The 22072-nt window shown below is 64.4% G+C and carries 16 protein-coding genes and 5 pseudogenes; 7 read left to right on the top strand and 14 right to left on the bottom strand.

Annotated elements, in window-relative coordinates:
• Positions 1 to 577 precede the first annotated feature (577 nt).
• Together pnp and ACQY4S_RS25045 are read left to right on the top strand one after the other, a co-directional pair.
• On the top strand, positions 578 to 2812 hold the full coding sequence (gene pnp / locus ACQY4S_RS25040; RefSeq protein WP_428487897.1) for a polyribonucleotide nucleotidyltransferase: 2235 nt from the start codon (positions 578 to 580) through the stop codon (positions 2810 to 2812).
• A gap of 192 nt (positions 2813 to 3004) precedes the next feature.
• Positions 3005 to 4417 carry an NAD(P)H-dependent flavin oxidoreductase gene (locus ACQY4S_RS25045; RefSeq protein WP_428487898.1) on the top strand — a complete coding sequence of 471 codons (1413 nt, stop codon included), beginning with the start codon at positions 3005 to 3007 and terminating at the stop codon, positions 4415 to 4417.
• Here ACQY4S_RS25045 and hemH read toward each other — a convergent pair.
• The 7 genes from hemH to ACQY4S_RS25080 form a co-directional block, all read right to left on the bottom strand.
• Positions 4368 to 5513 carry a ferrochelatase gene (hemH, locus tag ACQY4S_RS25050; RefSeq protein WP_428487899.1) on the bottom strand — a complete coding sequence of 382 codons (1146 nt, stop codon included), beginning with the start codon at positions 5511 to 5513 and terminating at the stop codon, positions 4368 to 4370. The two genes, ACQY4S_RS25045 and hemH, sit on opposite strands and share 50 nt — an antisense overlap.
• A complete protein-coding gene (gene hemE, locus ACQY4S_RS25055) occupies positions 5503 to 6534 on the bottom strand; it encodes a uroporphyrinogen decarboxylase (protein ID WP_428487900.1) in 1032 nt (343 codons plus the stop codon). Before hemE ends, hemH begins: the two co-directional genes overlap by 11 nt.
• Positions 6535 to 6725: 191 nt before the next feature.
• The gene (locus tag ACQY4S_RS25060) at positions 6726 to 8333 is read right to left on the bottom strand and encodes a tetratricopeptide repeat protein (RefSeq protein ID WP_428487901.1); all 1608 of its coding nucleotides are present in this window, start codon (positions 8331 to 8333) and stop codon (positions 6726 to 6728) included.
• 286 nt (positions 8334 to 8619) lie between these two features.
• The gene (locus ACQY4S_RS25065; RefSeq protein ID WP_428487902.1) at positions 8620 to 9117 is read right to left on the bottom strand and encodes a DUF1178 family protein; all 498 of its coding nucleotides are present in this window, start codon (positions 9115 to 9117) and stop codon (positions 8620 to 8622) included.
• Positions 9118 to 9208: 91 nt separating this feature from the next.
• Positions 9209 to 9466 (bottom strand): glutaredoxin 3, encoded by a 258-nt coding sequence (gene grxC, locus ACQY4S_RS25070; RefSeq protein ID WP_428487903.1) that lies wholly within the window; start codon positions 9464 to 9466, stop codon positions 9209 to 9211.
• A 33-nt stretch (positions 9467 to 9499) separates the two neighbouring features.
• Positions 9500 to 10690 carry a CCA tRNA nucleotidyltransferase gene (locus tag ACQY4S_RS25075; RefSeq protein ID WP_428487904.1) on the bottom strand — a complete coding sequence of 397 codons (1191 nt, stop codon included), beginning with the start codon at positions 10688 to 10690 and terminating at the stop codon, positions 9500 to 9502.
• On the bottom strand, positions 10687 to 10932 hold the full coding sequence (locus tag ACQY4S_RS25080; protein WP_428487905.1) for a DUF6111 family protein: 246 nt from the start codon (positions 10930 to 10932) through the stop codon (positions 10687 to 10689). Before ACQY4S_RS25080 ends, ACQY4S_RS25075 begins: the two co-directional genes overlap by 4 nt.
• Positions 10933 to 11541: 609 nt before the next feature.
• Here ACQY4S_RS25080 and ACQY4S_RS25085 point away from each other — a divergent pair.
• A complete protein-coding gene (locus ACQY4S_RS25085; protein ID WP_428487906.1) occupies positions 11542 to 12315 on the top strand; it encodes an aspartate/glutamate racemase family protein in 774 nt (257 codons plus the stop codon).
• A 56-nt stretch (positions 12316 to 12371) separates the two neighbouring features.
• On the opposite strand, the pseudogene ACQY4S_RS25090 reads toward ACQY4S_RS25085, so the two are convergent.
• Positions 12372 to 12821 (bottom strand): annotated as a pseudogene (locus ACQY4S_RS25090) (transposase); the annotation flags it as partial.
• Positions 12822 to 13135: 314 nt separating this feature from the next.
• On the opposite strand from ACQY4S_RS25090, the pseudogene ACQY4S_RS25095 reads away from it, so the two are divergent.
• Positions 13136 to 13525: pseudogene (locus ACQY4S_RS25095) on the top strand (recombinase family protein); the annotation flags it as partial.
• A 192-nt stretch (positions 13526 to 13717) separates the two neighbouring features.
• On the top strand, positions 13718 to 14476 hold the full coding sequence (locus ACQY4S_RS25100) for a recombinase family protein (RefSeq protein WP_428488497.1): 759 nt from the start codon (positions 13718 to 13720) through the stop codon (positions 14474 to 14476).
• Here ACQY4S_RS25100 and tnpC (ACQY4S_RS25105) read toward each other — a convergent pair.
• Entirely contained in the window at positions 14414 to 15001 is a 588-nt protein-coding gene (gene tnpC, locus ACQY4S_RS25105; RefSeq protein WP_428488498.1) for an IS66 family transposase, read from the bottom strand. The genes ACQY4S_RS25100 and tnpC (ACQY4S_RS25105) overlap by 63 nt on opposite strands.
• A gap of 332 nt (positions 15002 to 15333) precedes the next feature.
• On the opposite strand from tnpC (ACQY4S_RS25105), the gene ACQY4S_RS25110 reads away from it, so the two are divergent.
• Positions 15334 to 16995 (top strand): recombinase family protein, encoded by a 1662-nt coding sequence (locus tag ACQY4S_RS25110; RefSeq protein WP_428484679.1) that lies wholly within the window; start codon positions 15334 to 15336, stop codon positions 16993 to 16995.
• Here the strand turns inward: ACQY4S_RS25110 and tnpC (ACQY4S_RS25115) are convergent.
• The 5 genes and pseudogenes from tnpC (ACQY4S_RS25115) to ACQY4S_RS25135 all read right to left on the bottom strand — a co-directional run.
• A pseudogene (gene tnpC / locus ACQY4S_RS25115) lies at positions 16987 to 17952 on the bottom strand (IS66 family transposase); the annotation flags it as partial. The gene ACQY4S_RS25110 and the pseudogene tnpC (ACQY4S_RS25115) sit on opposite strands and share 9 nt — an antisense overlap.
• A 61-nt stretch (positions 17953 to 18013) precedes the next feature.
• A complete protein-coding gene (gene tnpB, locus ACQY4S_RS25120) occupies positions 18014 to 18361 on the bottom strand; it encodes an IS66 family insertion sequence element accessory protein TnpB (protein ID WP_428483620.1) in 348 nt (115 codons plus the stop codon).
• Positions 18358 to 18846, bottom strand: coding sequence for an IS66-like element accessory protein TnpA (tnpA, locus tag ACQY4S_RS25125; protein WP_428483619.1), 489 nt, complete (start codon positions 18844 to 18846; stop codon positions 18358 to 18360). The genes tnpB and tnpA overlap by 4 nt, the downstream gene beginning before the upstream one ends.
• 393 nt (positions 18847 to 19239) lie before the next feature.
• Positions 19240 to 20106: pseudogene (locus tag ACQY4S_RS25130) on the bottom strand (IS256 family transposase); the annotation flags it as partial.
• A 370-nt stretch (positions 20107 to 20476) separates the two neighbouring features.
• Positions 20477 to 21363, bottom strand: a pseudogene (locus ACQY4S_RS25135) (IS982 family transposase).
• 287 nt (positions 21364 to 21650) lie between these two features.
• On the opposite strand from ACQY4S_RS25135, the gene ACQY4S_RS25140 reads away from it, so the two are divergent.
• Complete coding sequence (locus ACQY4S_RS25140) at positions 21651 to 22061, top strand: PadR family transcriptional regulator (RefSeq protein WP_428487907.1); 411 nt, start codon at positions 21651 to 21653, stop codon at positions 22059 to 22061.
• The last annotated feature ends 11 nt before the right edge of the window (positions 22062 to 22072 follow it).

Consider the following 22072-nt stretch of genomic DNA (forward strand, 5'->3'; position numbering starts at 1 on the left):
ACGGTGCGCAGCTCGCTTTGCCTGGTCGGCAGTGGCCGGTGCCGCGGGAGCACGTCCCGGCCGGACAGGGTCCGAAGTGGACGTCCACGCCTGGGTCCAACGTGGCCATCCACCACGGCTGCGCCTTGCTGGCGTGAACAGGCCGGATGTTGCCCGATCCAGGCAGTCTTGCAGCATGTTCGCCGGCCTGGTAGCGGCTGCTAGGGATCGCCTTCGACATGCGGAGCAACCGGACCCCTTTCATCGTCTCGCACGAAGTGACAGATAAAGGTAGTCATGCGCCGGTTTGATCGCTATCTCCAGCCGGTCTATCAGCTTAGGACGGCCTGAGCGGGGGCAGGTTGCACCCCCGCAACACCGCGTCAGGCGGTGGACATCGGATCGCCTCTCCGGCACGCCCTGAAACGGCGCGGGACAAGCGACGGCGTTTCCGGCCACATGGCCGCGGCTGCGACCCTTTCAACGGCCAGCAGCACGCGCTCCGTGTTACCCGAGACGCCGCCACCCGTCACGGCAGGGAATGCAGAAGAGAGCTGTCTTATTGTCCGCCGGTGCCACGCATTCGAAGGACGACTGAATGTTCAATTACTTCCGCAAGGAACTCGACTGGGGCGGCCGCAAGCTGATCCTGGAAACCGGCAAGATCGCCCGTCAGGCCGACGGCGCCGTCATGGTCTCGTACGGTGAGACCATCGTGCTATGCACCGTTGTTGGCGTGAAGACCGCCAAGCCGGGCCAGGATTTTTTCCCGCTGACCGTCAACTACCAGGAAAAAGCCTTCGCCGCCGGCAAGATCCCGGGCGGCTTCTTCAAGCGCGAAGGCCGGCCGAGCGAGGCCGAGGTGCTGAAAAGTCGCCTGATCGACCGCCCGATCCGCCCGCTGTTCCCGGACGGTTTCCGCAATGAGGTGCAGATCGTCGCGACGGTGCTCAGCTACGACAACGAGAACGATCCCGACATCGTCTCCATGGTCGGCTGCTCCGCCGCGCTGACCCTGTCCGGTATCCCGTTCTTCGGCCCGATCGCCGCCGCCCGCGTCGGCTACCAGGATGGCCAGTACATCCTGAACCCGACCGCCGACCAGATGAAGACCAGCCAGCTTGAACTGGTGCTCGCCGGCACCGCCGAAGGCGTGCTGATGGTAGAATCCGAAGCCCAGGAACTGTCCGAGGAGATCATGCTCGGCGCGGTGACCTTTGGGCATACCGCGTTCCAGCCGGTAATCAACGCGATCATCGAACTGGCCGAACACGCCGCCAAGGAACCCTGGCCGCTAACCGAGCCCAGCGTCGATGACCTCGCGCTGAAAGCCCGTGTCGACGCGCTGGGCCGGGAGGCGATCACCGAGGCGTATCAGGAGAAGGTGAAGCAGGCGCGGTATGAGAAGGTAGGGATTGCCAAGAAGGCCGCCGCCATCGCGCTGGCCGCCGAAGGGCTGGACCCGGAGAAGGCCAAGGGCCTGCTGAAGGACCTGGAGGCCGATGTCGTCCGCAATGCCGTCCTGAACACCGGCCTGCGCATCGATGGCCGCGACACCCGCACGGTGCGCCCGATCATCGCCGAGGTCGGCATCCTGCCGCGCGCGCATGGCTCCGCCCTGTTCACCCGCGGCGAGACCCAGGCCTTCTGCGTCGCCACCCTGGGCACCGGCCAGGACGAACAGGTGGTGGACGCCCTGATGGGCGAGTACCGCGAGAATTTCATGCTGCACTACAATTTCCCCCCGTATTCGGTGGGCGAGGCGGGACGGATGGGCTCCCCAGGCCGGCGGGAAGTCGGCCATGGCAAGCTCGCCTGGCGGGCAATCCACCCGCTGCTGCCATTAAAAGAAAAGTTCCCGTACACCATGCGCGTGGTGTCGGAGATCACCGAGTCCAACGGATCGTCCTCAATGGCGACGGTGTGCGGGACGTCGCTGGCGCTGATGGATGCCGGCGTGCCGCTGAAGCGCCCGGTGGCCGGTATCGCCATGGGGCTGATCAAGGAGGACCATGCCTTCGCCGTGCTGTCCGACATCCTGGGTGACGAAGACCACCTGGGCGACATGGACTTCAAGGTAGCGGGAACCGAGGCCGGCGTGACCAGCCTGCAGATGGACATCAAGATCACCTCCATCACGCCCGACATCATGAAGATCGCGCTGGAGCAGGCGAAGGACGGCCGGCTGCATATCCTGAACGAGATGGCCAAGGCGCTGACCAACGCCCGCGGCGACGTGGCGACCACCGCGCCGCGCATTACCATGATCAGCGTGCCGAAGGAGAAGATCCGCGAGATCATCGGCACCGGCGGCAAGGTGATCCGCGAGATTGTCGAGCAGACCAAGTGCAAGATCGACATCGACGACGACGGCACGATCAAGATCGCCGCGACCGATACCGAGCAGGCGCAAAAGGCAATCGACTGGATCCGCGGCATCGTCGCGGAGCCCGAGATCGGCGTGATCTATAATGGCAAGGTGGTGAAGACCGCCGATTTCGGCGCCTTCGTGAACTTCCTGGGGTCGAAGGACGGGCTGGTGCACATCAGCGAGCTGGCGCCCGGCCGTGTCGCCAAGACCACGGATGTGGTCAACAACGGTGATGCGGTGAAGGTCAAGGTCATCGGCTTCGACGAGCGCGGCAAGGTGAAACTGTCGATGCGGGTTGTCGATCAGGCAACCGGTGCCGACATCACCGAGCAGGTCGGTGCCAGGCCGCAGCGCGGCGACCGTCCGGAACGCGGCGACCGCCCGGAGCGTGGGCGGGAGCGTCAGGGCTTCGATCGGTCCCAGGGTGCCGAGGGGGCGGAGCAGCCTGCCTTGGGCGACTGACCGGCGCGGGATAAGCCGGGCCGCTGGTCCAGTGGTTCGGCTTACTCGTAAAGCAGTGGACGCTTTTGCATTCGTGAGACCGCGCCATATGAGTGGTGCCTCACGATGTCAGAAGTGGCGGGTCACGGCGACCCGCCTGACACTCCAGCAAATTGGGCCGACAGGGGATGGCCTTTCAAGGGATACGCGGCGATGCGAGCGATCAACGCGATACGGATGGGCGGAGGTGATGTTCTTCCGCTGGTGGAAGGTGGCAAGGGCGTTGCGATCTCGAACGGGATCTCCGCCGGCAACTGGGCGCTGGCGGGCGGCGTCGGCACCTTCAGCGCCGTCAACGCCGACAGCTTCGATGAGAACGGACGCGTCATCGCGCAACTCTACCACGGTCGCACGCGGCGTGAGCGGCATGAGGAGCTGGTCGCTTATGCGGTACGAGGTGCGTTGACCCAGGCGCGGCGCGCGTGGGACCTGACCGGCGGCAAGGGCCGTATTCATGCGAACATCCTGTGGGAAATGGGCGGCGCCGAACGCATTATCACCGAGGTGCTGGAGCAGGCGAAGGGCCTGATCAACGGGATCACCTGCGGCGCCGGCATGCCGTATCGGCTGTCCGACATCGCCGCCCGTTTCAACGTCCATTATTACCCGATCATATCGTCGGCACGCGCCTTCAGCGCGCTGTGGAAGCGCGCCTATTCGAAGACCGCCAGCCTGCTGGGGGGCGTGGTCTACGAAGATCCCTGGCTCGCCGGCGGCCATAACGGCCTGTCCAATGGCGAAGATCCCAACAAGCCGGAGGATCCGTTCCCCCGTGTGCTGGCGCTGCGCAAGACGATGCGCGACTTCGGGCTGCACGACACCCCGATCATCATGGCCGGCGGCGTCTGGTGCCTGGAGGAGTGGGAGGGTTGGATCGACAACCCCGATCTTGGTCCGGTCGCCTTCCAGTTCGGCACTCGCCCGCTGCTGACCCAGGAAAGCCCCATCGGTGACGCCTGGAAGCAGCGTCTGCTTACGTTGAAGGAGGGCGATGTCTTTCTCAATCGCTTCAGTCCGACGGGTTTCTACAGCAGCGCGGTGAACAACGGCTTCATCCAGGAGCTGCGCGAGCGCAGCGAGCGCCAGGTTGCCTTTGCCACCGAGGCGGTTGGCGAGCACGTCGCCGAATTTGGCGTCGGCCCGCGCAAGCGCATCGTCTACCTGACCCAGGCCGACCGCAAGCGCGCCTTGAGATGGGAGCGGGAAGGCTTTACCGAGCCATTGCGCACCCCGGACGCGACGCTGATCTTCGTGACACCGGACAAGGCGCGGGAGATCCTGGAAGACCAGACCGCCTGCATGGGATGCCTGAGTTCCTGCCGCTTCTCCAACTGGGCGCAGCACGAGCCGGACTACAGCAACGGCAAGAAGGCCGATCCGCGCAGCTTCTGCATTCAGAAGACGCTGCAGAACATCGCGCATGAAAGCGACCAGCCGGAGGCGATGGAGCAGAACCTGATGTTCAGCGGGCACAATGCCTACCGTTTTGGCAAGGACCCGTTCTACTCGAACGGTTTCATCCCGACGGTGAAGCAGTTGATGGAACGGTTGCTGACCGGACGGTAGTTCGAGAATCCTCGCTGATCGCGCCGAACGGACAGCCGCCAAACCCGGCGGCGCACAGCCGTCCACCGACGCCGCTGCACAATCCGACCCCACACTCCAGCGCCCGCCGCACCAGCCCGGCCAGGGCGGCGACGAAGTCCGGATCGCTGTTCTGCGTCGGCACGCGGAAGTAACCCGGCACGCCCAGTGCCTTTGCCAGGTCGCGATACTCCACATCCAGCTCAACCAGTGTCTCGCTGTGTTCCGAGACAAACGCGATCGGCACCACCAGTATCGCCGTCCTGTCCTTCGCCGCCCGCTCGATCTCGGTTTCCGTGCTTGGATCGATCCATTTCTGCGGCGTAGCGCGGGACTGGTAGCAGATCGCATGATCCGCCGGCTCGCCCCAGGCCGCCATGACGCAAGCCACCGTCTGCTCCACCTGCCACTGGTATGGATCGCCGCCCTTCACGATCACCTCCGGCAGGCCATGCGCCGAGAACAGCACCCGCAGCTTGACCGTTGGATCAAGCGCCTGTCGCGCCTTGTCGTAGGCCGCCCGCACCAGCGCCGCCGTCGCCCGCGCATAGGCGCCATCCACCGGATAGCAGCACAGCGTGGTGGTCTTCGCCGCCAGCCCGGCGCGTGCCGCCGATTGCCGCCAGGCGATCAATGAACTGCCCGTCGTGGTGGTGGAGAATTGCGGATATAGCGGCAGCAGCACCACCTCATCCGCGCCCCATGCCTTGACCGCCCGCGCGGCTTCCAGACTGAACGGATGCCAGTAGCGCATGGCGATGAAACATCGGGCGTCAATTTCCGGCAGCGCCGCCTCCAGCGCCGCCGCCTGCTGCCGGGTCAATTCCAGCAGTGGCGAGCGGCCGCCCAGGATGTCGTAGTTCGCGGTTGCCGGCTTCAGGCGCGCGCGAGCGATGATCCGCGCCAGCAACGGGCGCACGAAGAACGGCACCCGCAGGATCGCCGGATCGCTGAACAGGTTCAACAGGAACGGCTTGATGGCTTCCGGCCGATCCGGACCACCCAGGTTGAACAGGACGACCGCAACCTTGCGCCGAACCTCGTGACGCCTGGCCTCGGACCTGGCCTCATTGGGCACGCACGTACTCCAGCAGGGCCGCGACATGCTCGGGCGGTGTCTGCGGCACGATCCCGTGACCGAGGTTGAAGATGAACGGCCGGCCCCGCATGGCATCCAGCACCGACGCCGCCTCCCGCGTCATGGCCGAACCGCCGGCCACCACCGCCAGCGGGTCCAGGTTGCCCTGCACCGCCATATGGGCCGGCAGCATTGCTGACACGGCGCCGATGTCGCTGCCGGTGTCGATGCCGATCGCATCCACGCCGGTGGCGGCATAGTCGCGCACCATCACGCCGGCGAGCCGCGGGAAGCCGATCAACGGTACCGCCGGATGGCGCCGCTTCAACGCCGCCACGATGCGGGTCACCGGCCCGATCACATGCGCGCGGAACTGCAGCGGCGACAGCACGCCGGCCCAACTATCGAACAGCATCAGGACCTCGGCGCCGGCCTGGACCTGCGCCGACAGGTATTCGATCGAGGCTTCCGTCAGCACATCCATCAGCCGCTGGAACAGCGCCGGCTGGCTGTACGCCATGCCGCGCACGGCGGCGAAATCCTTCGATCCGCCGCCTTCCACCATGTAACAGGCGACCGTGAAGGGCGCGCCGGCGAAACCGATCAAGGTGGTGTCGGCGAAGCCCTCATTGAGCAGACCGGCGCGAACGCGGCGGACGGTTTGCATGATCGGCGCCACGCGCTGGGCCACCCGAGCCGGGTCCAGTGCGGCGACGGCGGCGGCATCGCGCAGCCTGGGCAGCACTGGCCCCTCGCCTTCCTTGAATTCAAGGCCATGACCCAGCGCCCAGGGCAGCATCAGGATATCGCTGAACAGGATCGCCGCGTCGAAGCCATAGCGGCGGATCGGCTGCAAGGTGACCTCGGCCGCCAGTTCCGGCGTGGTGCACAAGGCGATGAAATCCGGCGCCCCGGCGCGCACCGCACGATACTCCGGCAGATAACGGCCTGCCTGACGCATCAGCCACACCGGCGGCGGCCACACCGCTTCCCCGCCCAAAGCCCGCAGCAAACGCTTCATGCCGTGATCCATCCACCCGAAATAGGGCTGTTCAGCCTGTCTGAAAGTTATGGCGTGGACCGTCAAGCGGCGGATTGTGGATCAGGCCCGGAAGGCGACCGCGGGAAGATCGGCGCCCAGACCATGATCGTTCAAGGTTGCATCATCGCCGGCGCCCGATCATAGTTTAGCGCTTCGTCTGATCGCGTGATTCACGCCTTTTGACTGGTCAGCCTCAGGCGATCACGCTCTGTCGTGCCGGCGTGGCTCGCGCCGTGGAACAGCGCCATGGCGCCCAACGAGGCGGCCATGCGCGCGATCGGTGCCGACCAGTCGTTCGGCTGCTCCTGACGAAAGATCGTCAGGTTGGGATACCAGGGACTGTCGCTCCGCCCGCTCAGCCACCGCCAGCACCCGTCGTAGCGGTCCAGCAGGAAGACCCGCTTGCCCAGCAGCCCGGCCAGATGCACCACGCTGGTATCGACACTGACCACGACATCCAGCGCGGCGACGATCGCCGCCGTCTCGGCGAAATCAGCCACCTGCGGCATCGGATCGAACAGCGTCATTCCCGGCGGCGGAGTCTGCCGAGAGGCCGGACCCATCTGCAGGCTGATGAAGCGCGCGCCCGGCACGGCCGCGAGTGGCTCGAACGCCGCCAGGCCAGCGCTGCGCCGCCGATCCAGCGTGCCAAATCCCGGCAGCCAGGGGCGCGACTGTCCGGCCCATACCAGACCCACCAGCATGCCACCTTGTGGCAGGCGCGGCAGCCACGCGGCGGCAAGCGCCGGGTCAGGCGCCAGCCGTGGCACCGGCGGGATGCTATGAACCGTCGTGCCGAACGCGCGGGGCAGGCTGAAGAACGGACAGACGAAGTCATGCGCCGGCAACCGGCTGGCATCGGTGACCACCTCGGCAACGCCTGGCACCGTGCTCATCAAGCGGGCCAGGGGAGGCGGCACGTGGACCACGACGCGGGCGCCACGATCGGCCAGCAGCGGCAGATAGCGCAGGAACTGCAGCGTGTCGCCAAAGCCTTCCTCATGCAGGGCGATGATCGTCAGCCCGGTCAGGTCGCCAAGTTCCGACAGCGACGGCAGCAGCTTGTCCGGGGCAACCGACGCTCCACCGGCCAGTCGCAGCCGCCATTCGTAGTCCTGCCACGCAGCCGTCCACCGGCCGGCCTGAAGCAGCGCCACCGCGCGGTTGACCCTGTATTGCGGGTTGTCGGGAACCAGCGAGACCGCCTGGTCATGCGCTGCGATCGCCTGGTTGAAGCGGCCTTCGATTTTCAGCATCATGCCGAGGTTGGACCAGCTTGCCGCCGCTGGATCATGCTCGAGGGCTCGACTGAAACCGGCGATCGCGGACTGGAAGTGCCCCTGTTCCGCTTGCGCCAGGCCGATCAGATGGTGCTTGCGGGCGCCGTCCGAAGCCTCGGCCAAGACCGCTTCGGCTTCCGCCGGGCAGTCGTGCTCCAGCAGTAATTCAGCGAAGGCCAGCCGGAGGGGAGCATGATCCGGGGACAGACGCAGGCAGGCGCGGAATTGGCGGCGGATCAGGGAACGTGGCAGCGCCGGGCTCAGGGCTGCCAGGTCCTGACAAGGGTGCGGCGTGTCCGGGCGCTGGAGGGCGACCTGCCGCAGCACGGGCGCGGCGCGTTCGGCTTCCCCCATGGCGGCGATGGCGAGGCCGAGGAGCAGCCGTACATGCGGATCGTCCGGCTGCAGAGCAACGGCCGCCCGCGCCTGTGTCTCCGCTTCCAGCCAGGAGCCTGATCCGAGCAGCCGCCACGCCGCCGCCAGTTGTTCCGTCGCCATAGCCACGCCCTTCCCACGAAAAGCGGCACGATGGCCTGGAATGTTTAAGATCGGGTTAGCAGCGTCGCCAAAGCCTTTGCGGCAGCATGGAAAAGACTTGATGCCGACCTGCATCGGCATGACGATCTGGCGCCCCCCGCGCTGCTGCGGGGATTAAAGTTCCTGGCGGGTGGCATAAAGGCGGGGATAGCGCGCTTTCCGACAGGGCGCGCCATCACGCTGCGGAACCAGCCGCATGGACCGTGCGGCTTGAGCCACCGTTGGGCGGAATCCGCTGGCAGACCTGCTAGCCGTCGGCGCGTGGCACCCAAGGGATCCGCGCGACACTGATGCCCTCCTCCGCCAGGCTTTCCGCCTGTTCCTCGGTGGTCTCGCCGTAGATCGCCCGATGCTCTCCCTCACCGTGGTGGATCTTGCGTGCTTCGTCGGCAAACCGGGGGCCGACATAGTCGCAGTGCTGCTCCACCGCCGCCCGCATCCGCTGCAGCGTGGCCATCATCTGGGCCGGCAGACGCGCGGCGGCCATCGGTTCCGGCGGCGTCGCCGGCACGGCCACCGGCGGTGCCGGGTCCGACGCGACCGGAGCCGATAGCGGTGCGGCCGGTGCCGGCAGTGCCGGCCGCTTTGCCACAGCCGGCGCCATCAGCGCGCGGTCGATTGCCGTGTCACCACATTCGGGACATTCAATCAGCCGCCGCAGCGCCTGCGTTTCGAACGCGGCACTGTTGCTAAACCAACCGTCGAACCCATGCGCCTGGCTACACCGCAACTGGTAATGAATCATTCGTGGTCCCACTCAGGCCGTTGGCTATCAACAGGTGCCAAATCTTTCACCCACAAGTCTGGCACTCAACGTAACCGAGTGCCAACACTTTTCAAGCCAACCCCAGCAACCGATCGAGCTTTCCGGCCCGATCCAGGGCCAGCATGTCGTCACATCCGCCGATGTGCTCATCCGCGATGAAGATCTGCGGCACGCTGGTCTGTCCGGAGCGTCGTTTCGACTCCGCCCGTTCCGCCGATCCACTTGGCGCATTGATCTCCTGGAAGGCGACGCCCTTCCTGGTCAGGGTATAAATGGCGCGCTCACAGAACGGGCACCACGGTTGGGTATAAATCACGACGTCTGGCATCAGATCACCTCGTTGAGGTTCATGTTGGACGGTTCAGCCGGGCGTGCAAGCCCGGCGAGCGAGCTCGGCGTTCGCCGCCGGATGGTCAGCGACGCAGCCGCCCGCCAGCCACCATTGGCGCACGTCGCGCAGCAATGCGCCAACGCGGAGACCGGGCGCGATGCCGAGCGCCAGCACGTCGCGGCCTTCAAGCGGGAACACCGGTATTGGCAGCGCCGCCAGCCGCCGCCGCAGGCCAGGTCCAGCCGGATCACCGTTCAACCATGTGCGGTCGATCAGGTCGGTCCGGCTGAAATCCGCCAGCAGCCGCCGCAGTGCGGCGTTATCAGCCGAAGGGTCCGGAGACGGGACGCTTCCCAGCCGCACCAGCCGATCACGCTCCTGATTCGACAGCTTCAGCCGTTCCGCAAAGGACAGCGCATCGCCGGTCAGCATCGCGGCCAGCCGGAGGATCGGATCGTGCGGCGCACCGGCCGCCCGCAGCCCCGCCAGGCGTTCAGGCGCGGACAGCTCCGGCGCCACCGCTCGCAGGATGCCCAGATCATGCATCAACCTGATCGCCGCCACCGGGTCCGGCGCCGCGAGGATGCGGGACAACTCGCCCCAGATCCGCTCGACCGACAGGCGCGCCAGACCCGGAACGCCGGCGCGCAGCGCGGCGATTGTGCCGGGATCGGGGGACCCCAGCCCATAACGCGCCTGGAAGCGGAAGAAGCGCAGGATGCGCAGGTAATCTTCCCGGATACGCGCATCGGCATCGCCGACGAAGCGCACGCGGCCATCATGCAGGTCGGCGACACCGCCGAAATAGTCGAATATCGCGCCATCGCGTGCCATCGACAGCGCGTTGATGGTGAAATCACGCCGCAACGCATCCGCCCGCCAGTCCGAGGTGAAGGCCACGACCGCATGCCGCCCGTCGGTCTCGACATCGTGCCGCAGCGTGGTGATCTCGAAGCCGCGTGCCTCGGCGACGGCGGTAATGGTGCCGTGCGCCAGCCCGGTCGGCACCACGCGCAGCCCGGCCGCGACCAGGGCGGCGGTGGCGGCATCCGGCGGCAGCGGGGTTGCCAGGTCGATATCGGCGACCGGGCGGCCGGCGACCGCGTCGCGCACCGCGCCGCCGACCACCCGCGCCTGTGGCAGGGCATCCCACACAGCGGTCAGCGCCGCATCCGTGGCGAACGGCGGCGGCTGCAGCCGAAGGGCGGGCGTATCGGTCATGGGGCTGCCGCGTGGCCTGGAATGACCCGGCCATCCTGCACCCGTGCCGGGATATAGGCGCGGCCACCGTCGGAGGCATCGAAGTGCCACAGCGTCAGAAGCAACAACAGGATCAGCATGACCGCGCCGGCCGCGCAGGCGACCAGCCAGGCCGGCACGCGGTCCGACGGCACGACAAGCCGCCATACCGTGAAGCCGATGAACGGCGTCAGGAACAGCACGATCTCGATCAGCCGCGGCATGTCATGTCCGGTTCAGGGCGTCCTTCAGCGTCCGGCGCCGACCAGGTTCCAGTGCTGCCGGCGCCGAGTAGTACCTCAACACAGAAATTTTGCCAGGTTGCAAGGCAAGATTCCTCGGTCGAGACGATCGGCCAGTCAGTTCGAGGCGCGGCATGGCACAGTCGCTTTCATCCTCACGCGGACGCCTGATTCTTCTAAAAAAGCTCCGATCGAAAAATGGGGTTAGTCATAAGCCTGTCCGCTTACCCGTCCGCCAATCACCGTGTCCGCATTGCCGTCTGGAGCCTGTGACCTTCAGCGCTGACAGGCACGGTTCACCAGCGCTAGGTGGCATCCCCGGACGGCGAGGAGTGGTGGTCAACGGACAGGCGGGTTTCGGGGAGGCAAGTGGCGATAGCTGCCGTTGGCAGGCGGCGGTTTTCTCAAAAAGGATCGGGAAATGGGAAAGCTGGTCGACACCGTAGCCGCCGCCTGTCGTTGCTACGCGTGCAAGCGTCTTGCCCGCAGCGTATTCGGTGTGCTGATAAACGGTTCATTGGCGATAGATGCGTTTGCGGCTGCTTGGTAGTCGCGCTTCCACGTGTGCATACAAACTTCGGAGGTCTATTCATGCAATCTGAAAAGCCCCGCCCGCTGCCGCAAAAGACAATCGGCGTCCTCGGCGGCATGAGCAACCAGGCTACCGGCGAGTACTACCGCTTGCTCAATAAGAAGCTCAATGATCGGCTTGATGGATGGGATAACGGTGAGATCATCATCGTCTCGGTAAATTTTGGCAACATCGAGTATTTCGTTCGCAACGACCGCTGGGACGAGGCGCACGCCTATCTGACCAACAAGGCTGACCGGCTCGAACGCGCCGGCGCCGATCTTGTGATCTGCGTATCAAACACCATGCACCGCGTCGTGGAGCCGATCATGGCGGAACGGAAGACGCCATTTATCCACATCGCCGACCCAACCGGCAACGCGATCCGCAAGGCCGGGATCAGCCGCGTGGGCCTGCTCGGCACGATGCCCGTGATGAAATCACCGGAGTTGCGCGGCCGATATCAAGAAGGATTTGGGGTGGAGGTCGTCGCACCGACGCAGGCGGACATGGAGATCGTCGATCGGGTCATCTTCAATGAGCTGGTGCGCGGCGAGCTGCGGGTGGACTCGAAACGCGAGTATCTGCGCATCGTGAGTGAACTGCGCGAGCGCGGCGCGGAAGGGGTTATTCTCGGCTGCACCGAGATCTTCCTGCTGATAGCGCAGGAAGATCTACCGAGCTTTCCGGTATTCGACACCACCGAGCTACATGTGCAGGCAGCGGTGGATTTCGCTTTAGGAGGAAATGGCGCTTCTGACTCGGGATTGATGGTGAGGCATGCTTCGAACTAATCCACCTTCGCGCCTATCAGAAATCTTGTGTGAGGGGTCGGTTTCAACTGATCCCTCTACGCGACGCTGAACCGGTCGCCGAACATGATGGCGAACTGCGTCATGGCCGCAGTCCATTCGCGTTAGGCATTCTTCCAATCGTTGCTCACACGGCGCAAGACCAGATACAGCAGTTTGATCGCCGCTTCGTCGGTGGGGAAGTGGCCGCGGCTGCGCACGGCGGTGCGCAGGGTGCTGTTGAGGCTTTCGATCGCGTTGGTGGTGTAGATGATCCGCCGCACCTCGGGCGGAAAGGCGAAGAACGGGATCACTTGGTCCCACTGCCGCCGCCAGAGCGGGGCAATGGCGGCGTATTTCTCGCCCCAGGGGCCGGCCTCGAAGGCATCCAGCGCCGGCAGCGCGGCATCCGCCATGGGCGCCTGGTAGATCGGCTTCAGCGCCGCGACAACCTGGCGGCGGTCCTGCCAGGCGACGTAGGTCAGCGCGTTGCGCAGCAGGTGCACGATCCGTACACAATCGACGCGGTTCGCTGTGCTGTTTCGGTTCCCTTCGTCGGTGCTGGTCCGACTCTGCGGCGCCGACGGCGGGACGCGCGGTTTCCCTGAGCAGAATGTGGTGCATTCGGTTGGGTCCAGTCCCTGCAAAGGTCCAGCCCAATGCCGCGTCCATCATGCGCCAGGGCGGGGGCGACCTGGACGATCCACTCGGTGCCCATCCGCACACGGGATGGGCCCGAGCGGCTGGATCAGGTCTACCGCCGTCTTCTGGATGACACGTCCACCTCCCTTTATCCCATCCCTAATACAGAGGTCAGTCCGCCATGCGCATCGCCCTCTACGCCCGCGTCTCAACCGAGCGCCAGGAACGTCAGCAGACCATTGACAGCCAATTCACCACGCTGCGCGCCTGGGTCGCAGCCGGGGATCACCACCTCGCCGAGGCGCATATCTTCCGTGACGAAGGATACAGCGGGGCACGGCTCGACCGACCTGGTCTCGACGGCCTGCGTGACGCTGTCCGAGACGGCGCCGTCGAGCACATCGTCGTGCTGAGCCCTGATCGCCTGGCGCGCCGCTACGCTTACCAGGTTCTGCTGCTTGAAGAGTTCCGCCGCGCCGGCTGCCAGGTGACGTTCCTGCAGCACCCGATCTCGGACGATCCGAACGACCAGTTGCTGTTGCAGATCCAAGGCGCCATCGCCGAATACGAACGCGCCGTTCTTGGCGAACGGTTCCGCCGCGGCAAGCTGCAGAAGGCGCGCGATGGACACTACTTGGGCGGTCGTGCCCCGTATGGCTACCGCTACGTTCCACGACATGAGGCGGTGCCTGGGCATCTCGTAATCGATGACGCGGAGGCCGAATTGGTGCGCCTGCTCTACGGCTGGCTCGTCGACGAGCAGATGACCATCCGGCAGATCCTCAAACAGCTGAACCATGGGCCGCACTACCCGCGCTCCGGCCGCCATCCCTGGTCGCCCACGGTCGTGCACCACATCCTCGCGGACCCGGTCTATGCCGGTATCGCCTACGCCAACCGCTACAATTTTGTGCCGCCAAAGAAGCCACGTCGCAACCGCGGCCCGCACAGTCATGAGGCATCGTGCCGCCAACTCAAGCCGCGTGAGCAGTGGATTGCCATTTCTGTGCCGGCGCTCGTCGATCCCGACCTTTGGGATCGGGCAAAGGCGCAGCTTGCGCGCAACGCTTCACTGTCGTTTCGTAACAACAGCAAGTACAGCTATCTGCTGCGTTGCCTACTCACTTGCAAGATCTGCGGCTTGGCCATGTTCGGACGCACTTACCCGGCGCGAGCAGATCAACCGGAACGGCGTTACTATCAGTGCCATGGTAAGGACTGCATCATGACGGCTCGTCCAACGGCTTGCCCAAGCCGCAACGTCAAAGCTGAAGAGATCGAGACGGCCGTGTGGGATCACGTCGCCGGCCTGCTGTCCAATCCAGACCGACTGGTGGCGCAATTCGAGCATCTCGCCGCGACGGCGGAAGCCGGCACCACCCGCGATCGTGCTGCCGATCAGCAACTCCGCACGCGGCTGGACCGTAAGCGTCGTGCCAACTCCACTGGTGTTTTGATGCTATCCCGTGTTGACACCAACTGGATCAGGATTCTTCCAAATCCACGGCAGCAGGCTGCGTAGTTGGTTCTGCTTGGTGCGGCCTGACACGATGCGTTCGAGCACATCGGTCAACCACGCCATGGGATCGACGTCATTCAGCTTCGCCGTCTGGATCAACGTGGCGACGATGGCCCAATGCCGCCCACCGCTATCGGCTCCGGCGAACAACGCATTCTTGCGTCCGAGGGCAACCGGACGCATGGCGCGCTCGACCGTGTTGGTATCCAACTCGATGCGGCCGTCGTCGAGGAACAGAATTAACCCGCCCCAATGGTTGAGCGCATAACGGATCGCCTGTGCCAGGGCGGAGCGACCCGATATGCGGCCAAGTTGCTCGTTCAGCCAGATGTACATGGCCGCAACAAGCGGGCGGCTGTGCTGTTGCCGTGCCTGGCGGCGTTCGTCGGCGGACTGGCCGCGAATGTTGGCCTCGATCGCATAAAGAGCCGCAATCTGCCGCAGTGCCTCTTCGGCGAGCGGTGATTTGGTAGCGATATGGATGTCGTAAAACTTTCGGCGTGTATGGACCATCCGAACACAATCGATGGTCTGCGTTTTGCTGTCTCGCTCTCCTTCTCTGCCGCTCTCATGTCATACCGGCAACGGAAGGTGCGGCCGGCCGGCTGAGATCGACACTCAGGGGTTGTTGGGGTGGTTCCAATGGAGGATCCCCCGATGCCTTCTGGTTCGCGCTCCATGGTGGCGCCGACCTGGGCAATCCGCTCCGTCACGGTGCGCACCCGCGACGGTGCTGAACGGCTCGACCAGGTTTATCGCCGTCTTATCGCTGACACTCCGTGTGATCAGCCAAAGCTTGCTCCGCATGCCCAGTCGAGCGTGGCAAGCCCGATATTGTCCCCAAACTCAGGAGATGACACATGCGCGCCGCGATCTATGCCCGCGTCTCGACCGAACGCCAAGAACGACAGCAGACCATCGACAGCCAACTCTCAGCCTTACGAGGCTGGGTAAGTGCTCAAGGTCACGTTCTGGCTGATGCCCATGTTTTTCGCGACGAAGGCTTCAGCGGCTCACGTTTGGATCGGCCCGCTTTGGATGCGCTGAGGGATGCGATCCGCGACAGCGTTGTGGACGTGGTGGTCGTGTTCAACCCGGACCGTCTGGCGCGGAAATATGCCTATCAGGTGCTGCTGATGGAGGAGTTTCGTCGGGCCGACTGCGAGGTCGTATTTCTGCATCATCCAATCTCGGATGACCCCAATGACCAGTTGCTGCTGCAGATCCAGGGTGCGATTGCAGAATACGAGCGTGCCGTGCTGGCCGAGCGATTTAGGCGCGGCAAACTGCAGAAGGCGCGTGACGGCAACATCATCAGCGCCAAGGTTCCATATGGCTATCGATACAAGACCCGTTGTGGCGCCGTGCCAGCCCGTCTCGTCGTTGACGATGCAGAGGCATCCATGATCCGCCAACTTTACGCTTGGGTGGCCGATGAGGGGCTCACCATCCGACAGTGTATCAAGCGCCTGAATGACGGCCCATGGGTCACCCGATCAGGCCGTAGGCAGTGGTCATCTTCCGTCGTGCACCACATTCTGACTGATCCCGTCTATATCGGAACCGCCTATGCCAATCGCTTCGACTATGTTGTTCCCAAAAAACCGCGACGGCGGTCACGCCGCAGCACGGAGCGCACCTGCCGGCGTCCCCGGCCATCGGAACAATGGATCGCTATTCCCGCCCCACCGCTGGTGGAACAGCAGGTGTGGGATTGCGTGAAGGCTGCGCTGACACGCAACGCGACCTTGTCATTTCGTCGCAACAAGAAGCACGACTACCTCCTGCGTTGTCTGCTCAAATGCGGTCGATGCGGATTGGGTATTCACGGCTGTTACTTCCCTGCACAGGGCGGTCGGCCTGGTCGGCGCTACTACCGCTGTGCGGGAACGGACCCGCTGACAACGGGTCGTGAAGCAAAATGTCCGCAAGCGCGCATCGAGGCGAACGGGTTGGAGCAGGCGATCTGGAACCATGTGGTTGGCCTGCTCGAAGACCCCAGTCAGGTGCTGGCTCAGTTCGAGCGCTTCGTGACTCAGGCTGCCGGCGATGGAGAAGACAGCAGCGCCAGCCAACTGCGTGCACGTATCGAGCGGCTAAACCGTGCGGACCAGCGACTGCTCGACGCTTACCAGGCCGAAGTTATCAGTCTGGACGAGCTGTCCGGCCAGCGCAAAGCCCTTGCCGAGCAGCGTCAGCGGGCAGAGCAACAACATGAGCAACGCCTTCGTCTGCGTGCGCAAAAGCTTCAGGCTCAGGAGATACTGGCCAGCTTGACAGCTTTCACGCACCGCGTCGGCTCCAGGCTGCAGACCGCCAGCATCACCGAACGCCAAGCTATCCTGCAATTGGTGATCGAGCGCATCATCGTTCATGACGGTAGCTTGGAGATCCAGCATGTCATCCCTCTGCAAGGGCATACGCCAGGGAATGCATCGCCTGCCAAAGTTGGACTGTGTTCGGATGGTGTGTGCCCAACAGAAAGCCAGTTGGGTTGCGCCGTCCGCGGTCGCGGCGACTAGACGGCCGAACCCGGCATAGCCATCGACCTGGAGCAGACCGCGGAATCCCTTTAGATGCACCGCCGGATGATCCGCCTTGCGGTCTTCGCTGTAGACGTAAGCCGCGGCGGAATGGCCCGGCCCCTGCCAGGAGCGATTGTCGACGGCATAGCACCATAACCGTCCGGTCTTGGTGCGTCCCCGGCCGGGGTCGAGCACCGGCAAAGTGGTATCATCGGCAAACACTTTGGGCGACGACAGTACCGTGCTCAGCATCAGTTCGTGCAGCGGGGCCAGCCACCAGCAGGCCCGGCCCACCCAGTTGCATAACGTCGAACGATCCAGCGTCACACCCTGACGGGCGAAGATCTGCGACTGGCGATACAGCGGCAGATGATCGGCATATTTGTTGACCAGCACATGCGCCAGCAGCGCCTCGGTGGCCATGCCACCATCGATCGGCCGCTCCGGGGCGGGCGCCTGCACGACGGCTTGCTCGCAGGCCCGGCAGCCATAGCGCGGACGGCGGATCACCCGCACCCGCAATTGGGCAGGAACGTAATCCAGCATCTCCGCCCGATCCTCACCGATCGGATGCAGCGTGCCGCCGCAGCAGGGACACGCCTTGTCTTCGACATCGATAACGACCTCAACCCGCGGCAGATGTGCCGGCAACGCGCCGCGGTTGCGCTGCGGCGGCTTTATCGGACGCGCCACTGGTTCGGCATCCGACGCCGCCACCGCTGGCGGCGGTATCGCCGCTTCCAACCCGGCTGCCTGCTCGGCCAGGGATTGCTCCAGGTCTTCCAGTCCATGCTGCAATGTCTCGTCGTCCAACTGCTCGGACCGGCGGCCAAACCGATTGCGTTGCAGGCCGGCGATTAGCAGTTGCAGCCGCTCGATCTCGGCCAGCGCGGCGCGCAGGATCAGCTGCAACGTCGCCGGATCGCCGGGTAGAGCGGTGGGAGCGGTGAACACGCTCGGAGGCTGGAGTATCGGCGCAAAGCGGCGCCAATGAATCCTGCGTGAGCCGCCGCGCTCAGCCTGCCAGTTCCGGGCGGCGCACCCGCTGCGGCATCCGCCAGTCAATCCCTTCCAGCAGCATCGACACCTGTGCAGCCGTCAGCGACACCCGCCCAGTGGTCGTCACCGGCCACACGAAGTGGCCCTTCTCCAGCCGTTTGCTGAACAGGCACAGGCCCTGACCATCATACCAAAGCAGCTTGACCAGACTACCGCGCTTGCCGCGGAAGGCGAACAAGGCGCCGCTGAACGGGTCCTCCGCCAGCACCTGCTGGGCCAGCATCGCCAAGCCATCCATCCCTTTGCGCATATCGGTGTGCCCGCAGGCCAGCCACACCCGCGCACCCAATGGCAAGCTGATCATCCGCGCAGCGCCGACAGCACGCGTCGCAAGGCACGGGGATCGACTTGCGCGTCCACACGCAACGTCGTGCCGTTCGGCAGAACGATCTCGATCAGACCGGCCGGTTGGGCCGATGTAGGGGGTGGCGTCGGCGCCGGGATCATGCTGCCTTCGACGTGCGGCATTGTCCTGCCAGCCGCCACTTCAACCCGGGCAAAGCGTCCAAGCATCGGCGCCGCGACACTCGGCTGCGCCGCCAGCAAGGCCTGTCGCCAGCTATAAAGTTGACCGGTGCCGATGCCGTGCTGACGCGCCACCTCGGTCGGTGACGCACCAGGCGCCAGGCTCTGCGCCGCGATCGTCTGCTTCTGCTCAACCGTCCAGCGTCGGCGCCGCTCACCGCGGGTAATCAACTCGACCGGCGGCGTGCGAGCGCTCTTATGACTGCTCGTATGAGCGCTCTTTGGCGCCGCAGGCATCGCGGCTGGGTTCGCGTTCGTCTCCATGAGACAAACCCATCACATTTTCAGCCGTCAGCGCCAGGTGGGCCGAACGCGACGCTTACGCTGGACCGCATTGCCCGGGCTGACAAGCGCCTGCTGGACGCCTACGAAGCCGACGCTATCAACTTGGCGGAGCTGTCCCAGCGCCGACACCACCTTGCTGAGCAGCGGCGTGGCCTGGAGCGACAGCAGCAGGAGCGAGATCGGCTACGCCAGCAGCGCGTACAGGCTGAAGTCGTGCGGACCAACCTGACGGCGTTCTGCTCGCGCATATCTACCCGCCTCGATGAAGCGACACTCTTCGAAAAGCAGGCGATCTTGCAGCTGGTCATCGAGCGCATCATCGTCGGCGAAGACAGCTTGGAGATCCGCCATGTCATTCCGCTGTCTGCTAACCAGCCTGGCGGCGACGGCCCGCATATCGCCGACGCGCAATTGCGTTCGGATCGTGTGCACGATGCAGATTTGCAGGGTGGTCTGGGGAAACACCACGTCCAGCGCCTGAGGCATACCGGTCAACCCGTCGGTCACTGCGATCAGCATGTCGAGCACGCCGCGGCTGCGCAAATCGTTGAACACCTTCATCCAGAACTTGGCGCCCTCGGTGGTCTCGATCCACAGACCCAGGATCTCGCGGGTGCCATCCCGGCGCACCCCCAGCGCCAGATACACCGCCTTGTTGCGCACCACGTTGTCTTCGCGGATCTTCACCCGTAGCGCATCGAAGAACACGACCGCGTAGACCGCCTCCAGCGGCCGGCTCTGCCACGCCGTCACCTCCGCCAACACGGCGTCGGTCACCGTACTGATCAATTGCGGACTGACTTCGCTGCCGTCGCTTTCCAGCCGATAGCCCTGGATCTCGCGCACCGTCAGCCCACGCGCATACAGCGCCACAATGCTGTCGTCTAAGCCGGTGAAGCGCCGCGCGTGCTTGGGCAGCAACAGCGGCTCGAAGCTGCCCGCGCGGTCACGCGGCGTCTCGATCAGGACTTTGCCGTCAGCGGTCAGCACCGTCTTGCTGGTGCTGCCGTTGCGGTGATTACGGACCTGCTCGGGCCTCTCCGCGCCTGACGCGTAGCCCAAATGGTGGCTCAGCTCCGCGTTCAGCGAGGCCTCGATCAGCGCCTTCTTCAACGCGATAGCCGCCGCGTTGATTGCCTCGCCGGTCATCGGACCGCTCAGACACAGCTCCACCAGTTCCTTCGGGATCGATGGCAGCTTGGCTATCTCACGGTCCACTTTCTTCGCTTTGCTCGGCATAATACGCTCCTTGGCGTTGGTTATGCCTCGCACACAGATTTACAGACAGGCTCCGCCAGGTCGACAAAAACAACACCGTAGTTTTCGCCCGCGTGCGCTTGCAGATCCCACCCAGCCCGCCGCGTCCGCACTATATCAAGGCCAGAGTCCGGGTGCGGCGCTACCAGAACGGCACCCATGCAATCTTCCACGGGTCGCATTGCTTGGCCCGCTATGATGCTGCCGGGGTGCTGCAAGACGAGACCCAACAGGCCGCCTGATCTGCCGCCAGAGCGACCGCTGTTCTGTTCGGGGCATCCCCGAACAGAACAGCAACAAGCGGACAACTGATGTGCTACATATACCGGACAAGTTGATTAGCTAACCCCAACTATGGATAAGCCTGAAGCTGTTTGGCTTTCAGCGAGATGGAAGGCTTGCCGGGTCTGAAGGCGTAAGCGACAAGGCAACAGAGAACATGGACCATGGCGTTGACGGGAGACCTGTGGCGTGAATGCTCGAGGCGCATGTCGGACTTGAGGATGCCGAGGACGGTCTCGATGATGAAGCGTTTGCGCAGCAGGATCTTGTCGGCCATGGGCATCAGATAGTTCTTCATGTTCCTGCGGATGCCGGTGATCAGGTGCAGGCCGCGCTGCCAGAGGGTCTTGAACAGCGCTTGGCCGATATAGCCTTTGTCGGCATAAAGCTTGCCCGCCAAGTGCTTGGTCATCTCATCCAGCACGGCGCTGTCGGCGGTGTTGCCGGGGGTGATCTTCACCGCCATGATCTGGCCGTTGTGGTTGATGACGAAGTGCAGCTTGAGGCCATAAAACCACCCCATGCTGGTCTTGCCGCGGGCTGCCAGACCCTCGAAGACCTTGTGGCAGTGAATGCGGCGATTGTGACAGACGGCAAGCTTGGTCGAGTCGGCGAAGTAGATCCGGTCCGCTCACCGCTCAAGCTGTGCAGCAGGACCATCAGCGGCGCGAACAGCCGCGGCATCAGGCTGACGAAGCGATCATACTGCGGCAGATCGCCAAAGCAGGCGCGATGCTGCTGGCCGACGCCATAGTGGTAGAACGCCTTGAAATTCTTGAATGGCGCGAGATGAAACAGCGCCATGATGAACAGCATCTCGGACCGCGACAGCTTGCCTGAGCGCTGTCTTGTCTGCTCCGAGGGGATCAGTCGGTGCGCTTCCAAGTCTTCAAACACCTTGCAGAAGTCGTCGAGACAGCAATACAGCGCCGTGATATCGATGGCCGTTAAGCGGATCCTTCGGACCCGCGTTTGACGCTCAGTCTTCGCAAATCGATGCTGTCAAAGCCTTGGTTCTTTGGGAATCCCCTCAACCCTTATCCATAGCTCGGATTTATTATAAACTTAGCCGGCATGATCGCCGACCTAAGGCGGATCGCAGAGGACGACATCACGAGGACGATTGTGGCGACCGCCGCTTCGCCCGGGATCCGCCGGACGGCGGGGAGCATTATGGCCTGCACCGCCACGGCCGCCGCCGCCAACTGTTTGACCACGGCGACCTCCGCTTCATCCTGCTGCGCATGATCGTCGACAAGCCGGCGCACGGCTATGACCTGATCAAGACGCTGGAGGACCGCATGGGCGGCGGCTATAGCCCCAGCCCCGGCGTGACCTACCCAACCCTGACGATGTTGGAGGAACAGGGTTTCGCCGATGTCACCGCCTATGGGGGCAAGAAGCTCTATCGCGCAACCGAGGACGGGGTAGCCTATCTGCGGGCCAACCAGACTACGGTGGACGCGATCCAGGCGCGTGTCGACGCAGTAGCGAAGGAACGCAACGCTGGTCCGCCGGCGTCGATCCTGCGCGCGGTCGAGAACCTCAGGACCGCCCCGCGCCTACGCCTGGCCGCCGGCCCGATCGCCGCTGACCGAGTCGCCGGCGTTGCCGCCGCGATCGACGCCACCGCGGCGGAAGCCGAACGAAGCTAATGTCCGGCGGC

Source organism: Rhodopila sp., assembly GCF_965276935.1.
In the GTDB taxonomy this organism is placed as follows: Bacteria; Pseudomonadota; Alphaproteobacteria; order Acetobacterales; family Acetobacteraceae; genus Rhodopila.

What these genes read in the sequence shown, in the direction of transcription:
- ACQY4S_RS25075 (WP_428487904.1), bottom strand. Translation starts at nt 10,690, where the DNA reads ATGACCGATACGCCCGCCCTTCGGCTGCAGCCGCCGCCGTTCGCCACG.
- ACQY4S_RS25065 (WP_428487902.1), bottom strand. Translation starts at nt 9,117, where the DNA reads ATGATTCATTACCAGTTGCGGTGTAGCCAGGCGCATGGGTTCGACGGT.
- ACQY4S_RS25080 (WP_428487905.1), bottom strand. Translation starts at nt 10,932, where the DNA reads ATGCCGCGGCTGATCGAGATCGTGCTGTTCCTGACGCCGTTCATCGGC.
- ACQY4S_RS25045 (WP_428487898.1), top strand. Translation starts at nt 3,005, where the DNA reads ATGCGAGCGATCAACGCGATACGGATGGGCGGAGGTGATGTTCTTCCG.
- ACQY4S_RS25100 (WP_428488497.1), top strand. Translation starts at nt 13,718, where the DNA reads ATGACCATCCGGCAGATCCTCAAACAGCTGAACCATGGGCCGCACTAC.
- tnpB (WP_428483620.1), bottom strand. Translation starts at nt 18,361, where the DNA reads ATGATCAGCTTGCCATTGGGTGCGCGGGTGTGGCTGGCCTGCGGGCAC.
- tnpA (WP_428483619.1), bottom strand. Translation starts at nt 18,846, where the DNA reads ATGGAGACGAACGCGAACCCAGCCGCGATGCCTGCGGCGCCAAAGAGC.
- ACQY4S_RS25140 (WP_428487907.1), top strand. Translation starts at nt 21,651, where the DNA reads ATGATCGTCGACAAGCCGGCGCACGGCTATGACCTGATCAAGACGCTG.
- ACQY4S_RS25060 (WP_428487901.1), bottom strand. Translation starts at nt 8,333, where the DNA reads ATGGCGACGGAACAACTGGCGGCGGCGTGGCGGCTGCTCGGATCAGGC.
- ACQY4S_RS25110 (WP_428484679.1), top strand. Translation starts at nt 15,334, where the DNA reads ATGCGCGCCGCGATCTATGCCCGCGTCTCGACCGAACGCCAAGAACGA.
- hemE (WP_428487900.1), bottom strand. Translation starts at nt 6,534, where the DNA reads ATGAAGCGTTTGCTGCGGGCTTTGGGCGGGGAAGCGGTGTGGCCGCCG.
- grxC (WP_428487903.1), bottom strand. Translation starts at nt 9,466, where the DNA reads ATGCCAGACGTCGTGATTTATACCCAACCGTGGTGCCCGTTCTGTGAG.
- pnp (WP_428487897.1), top strand. Translation starts at nt 578, where the DNA reads ATGTTCAATTACTTCCGCAAGGAACTCGACTGGGGCGGCCGCAAGCTG.
- ACQY4S_RS25085 (WP_428487906.1), top strand. Translation starts at nt 11,542, where the DNA reads ATGCAATCTGAAAAGCCCCGCCCGCTGCCGCAAAAGACAATCGGCGTC.